This window comes from Piscibacillus halophilus (genome assembly GCF_900110685.1).
Taxonomy (GTDB): domain Bacteria; phylum Bacillota; class Bacilli; order Bacillales; family Alkalibacillaceae; genus Piscibacillus; species Piscibacillus halophilus.
This window is the reverse complement of the sequence record NZ_FOES01000063.1, coordinates 1-9,198: the sequence shown is the minus strand read 5'-3', so window position 1 is coordinate 9,198 and position 9,198 is coordinate 1. Positions and strand designations below refer to the sequence as shown.

Genomic DNA, 9,198 nt, shown 5'->3' with positions numbered 1-9,198 from the left:
AGTATTTCGGCGAAGCCTACGCTCCTCGCAAAACCTACATTGAAGTTAATCAAAGATGTTTACGGTCTTGCTCTACCAACTGAGCTAATGGCTCACTTTAATATTAAGCAATAAAAAAAGACGTTTAATATCGTCTATTTAATAGAAACGAATCTTTTGTTATAAAAGAAAATGGCTGGGCCACCAGGATTCGAACCTGGGCATCACGAGACCAAAACCCGTTGCCTTACCGCTTGGCTATGGCCCAACATTATGGCGGTCCGGACGGGACTCGAACCCGCGACCTCCTGCGTGACAGGCAGGCATTCTAACCAACTGAACTACCGGACCTCTTCTAACTATTAAAATTAAAACAAAACAAAGTGACCCGTACGGGATTCGAACCCGTGTTACCGCCGTGAAAGGGCGGTGTCTTAACCACTTGACCAACGGGCCATATGATAATGGCGGAGAAGGAGGGATTCGAACCCTCGCGCCGCTCACGCGACCTACTCCCTTAGCAGGGGAGCCCCTTCGGCCTCTTGGGTACTTCTCCATGGCTCCAGCGGCAGGATTCGAACCTGCGACCGATCGGTTAACAGCCGATTGCTCTACCACTGAGCTACGCTGGAATATGTCGTTGTTCGCTTGTCTCGTTAACTAGCGACGTAAGATATCATACAATATCTTTAAACAACTGTCAATCAGTTATTTGCAACTTTTATTAAAAAGTTTTGTTTGTCCAAATGCATGAATCAATCGCTGCGAAATAAAATTTATCATGAAATGAATGTAGAAGTCAATAACCCGATTAAAAATTATTTTATTAATTTTAAGCTACCTCTACATTTACCACATCGATAACGTTGTACGTTGATTTTTCGTTTGCGCCGATAAGTCATTTTACACTTTATACATTGATAAAGTAAATAACGTTTATCCCCTTCTGAAGGAAGGATTGTACAAAACCTTGGTGCATCAACTTTTTTCATTAGTGTTCTAAATTCTTGACTGCGATGATGGTATGGCTTTCCCTCTACATGTGGGTGGTAATGACATAGTTCGTGTTTAATGATCCCTATAAGCTCTTCTTCCCCTAGCTCAGTTAGATATTTAGGATTTATTTCAATAAGTCTTTGAGCAGGTATATATCGTCCTCCTGTTGTTCTAAGTCTATGATTAAATTTCGCACCCCCTATAAAAGGCTTGTTAAAAAATTTAAGTGATATGTGTTCAATTAATTGTTGTAGATCTTGATCGTTCACTTTAACTTCCTCCTAATGAAAAGAGATATACCTAACTCAAATATGGGGTTAGGTATATCAAGTGGAATTAATTACATGAGCAATTTCAAGAATCGTGCATATACTAAAACAAAATTATTTATAAAAGGTGATTGTGATGCCTAAATGGTTTAAACGACAAATGTTAAATGCATATGCCAACAAGGATATTCGTCAAATACGTTTATTGAACCAATGCTGGTTTTTTTATCACAGTAAAAATATAGAAGTGTCTCAAGAATAATTAACTCTGAACCATTGTAAGTGCAATTCTTTCTCTTTTTAGATCAACTTCGTCTACCCATACTGTTACAATATCTCCAACGGACACGACATCTAATGGATTTTTCACAAATCGATTAGATAATTTCGAGATATGGACTAGCCCATCTTGCTTAACTCCAATGTCTACAAACGCCCCGAAGTCGACGACATTTCGGACTGTCCCTTGTAATTCCATGCCTTGTTGTAAATCTTCCATAGACATGACATTTGTTTTGAGTAATGGTTTAGGTAGTTCATCACGTGGATCCCGATTTGGTTTTTTAAGGTCTGCCACTATATCCTGTAAGGTCAAGTGACCAACATCTAATCCTTGAGATAGTTGTTCTAAATCTTGTTTATTTAAGGCATTTACTAATTGTTCGGTACCTAGATCATCTGTAGTAAGATCTAATTGTTCTAATATTTGTTTCGTTATCTCATAACTTTCTGGGTGAATAGACGTACGGTCTAATGGTTCTTCACCTTCTAATACACGTAAGAACCCAATGGCTTGTTCATACGTTTTATCACCTAGTCGTGGTACTTTTTTAATTTGTTTTCGGTTAGTAAACTTACCGTTTTCTTCTCGGTACTTCACAATATTATTCGCAACAGTTTTATTTAAGCCAGAAATGTACTGTAATAATGATGCTGAAGCTGTATTGACATTTACACCTACTTGGTTAACGGCTGTTTCCACAACGAACTGTAATGATTCACCGAGCTTTTTCTGGCTAACATCGTGTTGATACTGACCTACCCCGATTGATTTTGGATCTATTTTTACGAGTTCACTTAATGGATCTTGCACTCGCCGAGCAATGGATACGGCACTTCTTTCTTCAACTTGTAAATCCGGAAATTCTTCACGTGCTAATTTAGAAGCTGAATATACACTCGCGCCAGCTTCATTAACAATAAGGTAAGCCACATCTAGTTGATGCTTTTGAATTAATTCTGCTACAAATTGTTCAGTTTCTCTCGATGCTGTTCCATTTCCGATTGCAATCAATTCAATAGGATAGTCATTTAAAGCTTTTAAAACTCTCTTTTCTGCGCCTGCAACATCATGTCGTGGTGCAGTTGGATAGATTACATCGACTTCTCTCATATGTCCTGTGTCATCAACGATAGCTAATTTACACCCTGTACGATAAGCCGGATCAATTCCTAAAATCATTTTACCTTTCAATGGGGGCTGTAATAATAGCTGGCGTAAGTTTTTAGCAAAAATGTCGATTGCGTGATCTTCAGCTTCATCCGTTAATGACGATCGAATATCGCGTTCAATAGATGGTTGAATTAAACGTTTATAGCTATCTTCAATCGCTTCTTTTAAAAAGCTTGTCTCTTCTATATCATGATGCTTAATAATCGATTGATTTAAGTAATCTAATACATAATCCACGGGTGGTTCAATTGAAACTTTTAAGACTTTTTCTTTTTCACCGCGATTGACAGCTAAAACCCTGTGATGCGCCATTTTAGAAATAGGCTCACTGTAATCGTAATACATCTGATAAATTTGTTTTTCATCTTCTGCATTCTTTTTTACTTCTGTTTTGACTAAACCTTTTTTAAACGTCACTGAGCGAATTTTTTCACGGTAAGCTGCTTCGTCGGAGATCCACTCTGCGATAATATCTTTAGCCCCTGATAGCACCTCTTCAACACTATTTAACTCGTGCTCTTCAGAAAGATATTTTTCAGCTTCTTGAGCTATATTGATCCCTTGCTGTTTCCAAATCTCAACTGCAAACGGCTCTAACCCTTTTTCCTTCGCAATCGTCGCTCTAGTACGACGTTTTTGTTTATAAGGGCGGTAAAGGTCCTCTACTCTTTGTAATTTAGTAGCTTGTTGAATATCTTGTAAAAGTTCTTCTGTTAATTTACCTTGCTCGTCAATTAAACGAATGACTTCTTCTTTTCTGTTTTGTAATTGTAACTGATAACCATACGTTTCTTTAATCGCTTGTATTTGGGTTTCGTCCATTCCTTTTGTTTGTTCTTTTCTGTAACGGGCGATGAATGGAATCGTATTACCTTCTTCGATTAGTTCAATGACCTTTACCACAATTGCTGAAGACTGGTTGACTTCCTTTGCGACAAATTGAGTCAGTTCAGTATGTATTTCAGACAAACTATTTCCTCCTCACAAGAGAAACCACCGTTTCTCAACATTTCAAATACCTTCTTATTGTATCAAAAATAATCGTAAACAGAAAAAACTCTAACATCTATTCTTATGTTAGATGTTAGAGCTTCATCCTGTATATTTCATGGCAATTAAAGACGTATCATCTTCTAATGATAATTTTTGTTGTAACGCATACCATTCAATCGTTAATGGCATGGATTTATGATTGTAAAATTCTTTCGTTAATTGCCGTTCATTTACTCCATCCGAAAACATAAAGAAAACGGTGTTTGGATGTAACTCACCGCTATGCACGTTCGTTTTTATAGGAATTCCTGATAAATACCCTGAAACTGGGATGTTCCTTTTCTTTTTACCCTCATGTGACACAATAATAATACCTATATTTCCAAACGAAACATAGGAATAAGTTTGACGTTTATAATCAACCTTTAACAGGCCAATTACACAACCTCTTAACTCATTTCCAAAAAACACTTCATTGCATTTATTTAATAAAACGTCCAAAGAGTCAGTTAGATTTTCTTTAACGACATTAATGACAGTCTCAGAAGAAGCCTTCGCTAACTCCCCGCTTCCTAAACCATCAGCTAACACACAAATAAAAAAATCTTCTAATTCGACATAGAAGTAACTATCGCCCGAATAATAATTACCCTTTTTAGCTTCATTATACGTGGCTACTTCCATACGTTTTTGGTGTTCAATCAAATGAATGCCTCCAAATCCTCTTCGGATATGGACTCTCTTAATTTACGAAGTGCTCTTCTTTGTAATCTAGAAACGTGCATTTGCGACAAGCCTAGCTTTTCACCAGTTTCTTTTTGACTTAAATTTTCAAAGAACGTACATTTTAATATATTTTGTTCACGCTCGGTTAATAATGGCATTAATTTTTCAACCAGAAGTTTATAATCCGTTTGTTCGTAACCATCATCTTGTGTCCCAACTAAATCTAAAAGTGTGACTGTACTACCGTCAGAGTCTGCCTCAATACTACGATCGGCTGATAGAGCGTTGTAACTTTGTCCCATTTCCATAGCCTCTAATACTTCTTCTTGAGAAACCTCTAAATAATCAGCGATCTGTTCAACAGAAGGCGAGCTCTGATGTTCCGTTGTTAGTTCTTCCACTGCTTTCTTAATCTTCGGTCCTAGTTCTTTAATTCTTCTAGGGACATGGACACTCCATGTTTTATCACGAATATATCTTTTAATTTCACCAATGATCGTTGGAATTGCAAATGATTCAAATGATTTTCCATACGAATCATCATAACGGTTAACAGCGGCAATCAGACCAACCATTCCAACTTGCACTAAATCTTCATGGATTGACGAATTCTTAGAGTATTTTTTGGCTATCGAGTGGACTAAGTTCTCATACTTCAGTACAATTTTTTCTTGTATTTCTTCGTTTCCTGGAGATTCACGTAATTCATTGATTAGAGCATAAATTTCGTCCTCATTATTGTGTAGTTGAGATTTGGTCGTCATTTTGCCCCACCTCATTTTCCTGCAAATACTTAGTCATTAAAACGATCACACCGTGATTATTATTGATTTCGACTTTATCCATCAGGGCATCAATAAGGAAGAGACCAAAACCTCCTTCTTTCATATTGTCAATTGGCATATCGCGGTCATATGGTCCAATATCTTCTTTAACTTTCTCTAAATCAAAGCTATCACCATAATCCGCTACCATGACTTCTAAACGGTCATGGTATAAGGCAAAACCAATGGTTACCTCTCCGTGGTCATCTTCGTAATAAGCATGTTTTACTGCATTTGTAATGGCCTCAGATACAGCAACCTTTAAATCCTCTATATCCTCATACGAAAAGCCCATTCGGTTGGCGACTCCTGAAATAGTTAACCTTAATACACCAACGTACTCGGACTTTGCGGGAAGCTTCATTTCAACAAAATCAAATGGTTTCGTCATTTGATATCACCTCTAACTGTGTTTTCAATATTCATGACATCATTCAGTCCGGTAATATTAAAGAGGCGATACACATTCTCTTGTAAGTTAATTAATTTAAAAGAACTATTAACCTCATTAGCCGTCTTGAGACCGCTAATAAATACACCTAGACCCGTACTGTCCATATAGTTGACCTTTTCTAAATCAACGTGAACTTCAGCCCCTTCTTCATTTAGATATCCTAATAATTTATCTTTCAATTCTGGAGCTGTATATGCATCAATCTCCCCCGATAACTTAATAACAGTGGTTTGATTTTGTTTGTAGTCCTCGATGTGTAAGTTCATCATTAATCTCCCCCAATCGATTAAACTATTCAATGTCTACCCGTCTATCTATCAACTTAAACATGAATTAAGAACTTCTTTTCATAACGATGAGCGTAAAGTCATCTCTCAGTGTGAAGTTTTGAAGTCTTTCAAGATATTTATAAACATTATCGACAATATCTTGCGCAGGTAGATGTTTATTCTCTTTAATAACATCTAAAACTTCTTCTCTCTCTATAAAACGATCCCCACTGCGACATTCAGTAACCCCATCTGTAAGTAAGACAATCAAATCTCCATCATGAATTTCATCGACATACTGATTATACTTCACTTCTTTTTTAACACCTAGAAGCAAACCTTTAGCATCGATTTCTTTAAATTGGTCCTCTTGAGCACGATATATAAATCCTGGCTCATGGCCAGCTGTCGCATAATAAAATAATTGTCGTTGAACATCGTATAATCCATAAAACATTGTTACGAACATCCCTGATTCGACATTTCGTTCCACGACACGATTTAATAACTCTAAGATGACCTTCGGATACATTCGATTTTCAGGAAAGCTTTCCATCGCATATTTAATCATTGACATGAAAAATGCAGCTGGGATCCCTTTTCCGATGACATCTGCTATAGCGACACCTACATTCCCCTCATCATCTTGTACAAAGTGATAATAATCACCATTCATTAATTTAGCTGGAATGGAAGTTGCTCCAATATCTAGTCCATCCACCTGAGGGATGGAGGTACTTAACAAAGTGTTTTGCATGTTCGCTGCGACTTCAATTTCCGCTTTTAACTCTAATTGTTTAGTTCTTAATTCATGATACTCTTTATAAGCTAATGCATAACTTGTCATGGTTTGAATTAAAAACTCAAACGAATCTTTTATTTGAGAATCCATATCTGGAATAAGTTTTAATAAGGTATTATAATGTTCATCAATAATTTCGTCTGGTGAAACATCTTGTTTAATTTCTTTGCTTAATTGTTCAGCTTGATATAAAACAACTTCATCCTTTGTATCCAAATATTGCTTGAGCAAGTCTTGATATTGTTTTATATCTGATTTTGTTGAGCTCAAGCTCATCACCTCTCTTAACGCAACCACTTAACAACGATTATTTTTGTCCCATTATCATCTGATATTATATCAAACTCATCCATCAAACGTTTAACTCCCGGTAAACCGGCTCCTAAACCGCCTGATGTTGAATAACCGTCTTCCATTACTTTACTAACATTCTCAATTCCTGGTCCATGATCAGAAGCAACAATTTTCAACCCGACAGGTGAGGCACCTTGTACTTCTTGAAAAGAAATTTCACCACTACCAGCATATAAGTAAATATTACGGGCTAACTCTGAAATTGCTGTAGCAATGCGCGCCTGATCGACTGAGCCAAACCCCAAATCTCTAGCCAGGTTACGGCCAGACTGTCTTGCACCAACGATGTCCAATTCCTTAATGATTGGCACAGTAGTTAAGGCCCCTTTCATCACTTTTCCTCCAATTCTTGTTTCAGCTTAATCAACCCTTGTTCTAAATCGAGAGCCGTCTGAACATTTTTAAGGTGTATCCCTAAATCGATCAGCGTCATCGATACTGCCGGTTGAATACCTGTAAATACTACTTTCGCCCCCATCAATCCTGCCATCGAAACGACATCTCCTAAAACTTTCGCGATGAAGGAGTCTATAATTTCAACAGATGTTAAATCTACTACGACACCTGTTGCACCCGTTTCATGAATTTTCCCTAATAAATCTTCTTGAAATTGCATAGCGGTCTGATCATCCAATTCGATTTGAACCGAGACAAGTAGATAATTTTGTAATTTTAATATAGGGATTCTCATTAAGCTCACTCCTTATCAATTGATTGAATAATGTCATCAATTACCTTTTTCTCTTCACCGTTCGAAACAATTTGACGATCAGTTATTTCTAATGCTTTTTCAAAGCCACGTTTTAATGAGCTTTTGGTAGGAAACTTACTTAAATCAATTCCTAAATTAACTATCGTCTGTGCAATTTCTGGTCGAATACCAACCAGAATACAGGTTGCACCAATTAACCTCACTGCTTCAGCTGCTTGTATAATATGGTGGGCAACCATTGTATCTACAACAGGAACTCCTGTAATATCTATCAACACTACATCTGCCCGATGTTTAATGACACCATCTAATAAATTTTCCATAATGAGTTTAGCTCGATCTGTATCAATGGTACCAACAAGTGGCATGATCGTTACCCCGTCTAAAACTGGAATTAGGGGTGCTGAAAGCTCTTGTAGGGCCACTTTTTGAAGGGAGATAATACTAGTCCAATTAGACGAGTAAGCGTCCACTAATTCATTTTTAATTGGATCTACCCAATGATTGATATCTTCCATGATTTGCAGGAAACCATCTTTATCATGTTCATCTAAATGTTCCATTAAGCTTTTAATACAAATTGTTCTGAATGACTGCATTCCTTCAGTTAAATAACCTAATGGCCATCCTAAATTAACAATGCGTTCTGAAAATTGCTCAATTGATTTCTGTGAATGTCCATCTTTTAATATAGAAAAAATTAAATTGACAAACTCACGGTTGACTTGTTCAATCATTTCATCCGAAATCGTGGATTTATAATCTCTTAACTTACTATCTTCAAGATCATCCATCCATTTACGAATGATGTCATCACTATGAGTTAAAAGAATATCTTTATACTCTGGATTCATATCTCAATTCCCTCCACAAACAAAATATATATACAAATAAATTAACATTAAACGAACATTTTCGCTATATTTTTCAGAATATAGGAAGCAAATGTAATGGAAGTTTAATGAAATATAAACAGTTAATTCAAAAAAATTGAGTATATTATAAGAGTCTCAAAATCTAATTCATATATCAAAGAAAAAAGAGGCTGGGACATAACTAGCCTAAAATAACGTAAAAAAGGCACCAACCATAAAAAGTATGGTTTGGTGCCTTTTTTCTGCTTTGTTTCGTTATATGCCCAGCTTGTTTTCGCGTTCATGGTGGTGAACTTTCTTAGATTCACCGCCATGAACGCAAATCCTAATTCATTTTTCACCTTCTCTTTGCCCCTAACAGACATTCGAGAGAAGCGCAAATTAGCCTTCAGAAATCCAAAAACAGGTTCAACATCTACTTTTCGTTTGCCGTATAGTTCACCCGTTTTTTCTTCCGAAAGCTTTTCCCTTGTATATGCTTTTTGTTGTTCC

General features: G+C 36.6%; 12 protein-coding genes and 5 tRNA genes. 1 reads left to right on the top strand and 16 read right to left on the bottom strand.

Annotation, left to right across the window (positions count from 1 at the left end; genetic code table 11):
• Nucleotides 1-172: 172 nt before the first annotated feature.
• From BMY57_RS15325 to BMY57_RS15300, 6 genes are all read right to left on the bottom strand, one after another.
• Nucleotides 173-247: transfer RNA gene (locus BMY57_RS15325), tRNA-Gln, on the bottom strand.
• A 6-nt stretch (nucleotides 248-253) separates the two neighbouring features.
• Nucleotides 254-330 (bottom strand) — tRNA-Asp (locus BMY57_RS15320).
• Nucleotides 331-363: 33 nt separating this feature from the next.
• Nucleotides 364-435, bottom strand: a tRNA-Glu gene (locus BMY57_RS15315).
• A gap of 9 nt (nucleotides 436-444) precedes the next feature.
• Nucleotides 445-535, bottom strand: a tRNA-Ser gene (locus BMY57_RS15310).
• Between the two features lies 1 nt (nucleotide 536).
• A tRNA-Asn gene (locus tag BMY57_RS15305) sits at nucleotides 537-611 on the bottom strand.
• 186 nt (nucleotides 612-797) lie between these two features.
• A complete protein-coding gene (locus BMY57_RS15300; RefSeq protein WP_091776183.1) occupies nucleotides 798-1,244 on the bottom strand; it encodes a SprT family protein in 447 nt (148 codons plus the stop codon).
• Between the two features lie 136 nt (nucleotides 1,245-1,380).
• Here BMY57_RS15300 and cmpA point away from each other — a divergent pair, with 136 nt between their 5' ends.
• Entirely contained in the window at nucleotides 1,381-1,506 is a 126-nt protein-coding gene (gene cmpA, locus BMY57_RS15295) for a cortex morphogenetic protein CmpA (protein ID WP_091776181.1), read from the top strand.
• Here cmpA and BMY57_RS15290 read toward each other — a convergent pair whose 3' ends face one another.
• From BMY57_RS15290 to BMY57_RS16385, 10 genes are all read right to left on the bottom strand, one after another.
• Nucleotides 1,507-3,666 carry a Tex family protein gene (locus BMY57_RS15290; RefSeq protein WP_439895800.1) on the bottom strand — a complete coding sequence of 720 codons (2,160 nt, stop codon included), beginning with the start codon at nucleotides 3,664-3,666 and terminating at the stop codon, nucleotides 1,507-1,509. It lies immediately after the preceding gene.
• 123 nt (nucleotides 3,667-3,789) lie between these two features.
• Nucleotides 3,790-4,395 (bottom strand): SpoIIE family protein phosphatase, encoded by a 606-nt coding sequence (locus BMY57_RS15285; protein ID WP_246247615.1) that lies wholly within the window; start codon nucleotides 4,393-4,395, stop codon nucleotides 3,790-3,792.
• Entirely contained in the window at nucleotides 4,392-5,180 is a 789-nt protein-coding gene (gene sigB, locus BMY57_RS15280; protein ID WP_091776179.1) for an RNA polymerase sigma factor SigB, read from the bottom strand. The genes BMY57_RS15285 and sigB overlap by 4 nt, the downstream gene beginning before the upstream one ends.
• Nucleotides 5,152-5,631, bottom strand: coding sequence for an anti-sigma B factor RsbW (rsbW, locus tag BMY57_RS15275; protein ID WP_091776177.1), 480 nt, complete (start codon nucleotides 5,629-5,631; stop codon nucleotides 5,152-5,154). Before rsbW ends, sigB begins: the two co-directional genes overlap by 29 nt.
• A complete protein-coding gene (locus BMY57_RS15270; RefSeq protein WP_091776186.1) occupies nucleotides 5,628-5,960 on the bottom strand; it encodes an STAS domain-containing protein in 333 nt (110 codons plus the stop codon). Before BMY57_RS15270 ends, rsbW begins: the two co-directional genes overlap by 4 nt.
• 67 nt (nucleotides 5,961-6,027) lie before the next feature.
• Nucleotides 6,028-7,041, bottom strand: a complete 1,014-nt coding sequence (locus BMY57_RS15265) for a PP2C family protein-serine/threonine phosphatase (protein WP_338157645.1) — start codon at nucleotides 7,039-7,041, stop codon at nucleotides 6,028-6,030.
• A gap of 8 nt (nucleotides 7,042-7,049) precedes the next feature.
• Nucleotides 7,050-7,451, bottom strand: coding sequence for an anti-sigma regulatory factor (locus BMY57_RS15260; RefSeq protein WP_091776172.1), 402 nt, complete (start codon nucleotides 7,449-7,451; stop codon nucleotides 7,050-7,052).
• Nucleotides 7,451-7,810, bottom strand: a complete 360-nt coding sequence (locus BMY57_RS15255) for an STAS domain-containing protein (protein WP_091776169.1) — start codon at nucleotides 7,808-7,810, stop codon at nucleotides 7,451-7,453. The genes BMY57_RS15260 and BMY57_RS15255 overlap by 1 nt, the downstream gene beginning before the upstream one ends.
• 5 nt (nucleotides 7,811-7,815) lie before the next feature.
• Nucleotides 7,816-8,685, bottom strand: coding sequence for an RsbT co-antagonist protein RsbRA (gene rsbRA, locus BMY57_RS15250; RefSeq protein WP_091776166.1), 870 nt, complete (start codon nucleotides 8,683-8,685; stop codon nucleotides 7,816-7,818).
• Between the two features lie 122 nt (nucleotides 8,686-8,807).
• A partial coding sequence (locus BMY57_RS16385; RefSeq protein ID WP_256205329.1) for a transposase occupies nucleotides 8,808-9,198 on the bottom strand: 391 nt, incomplete at its 5' end.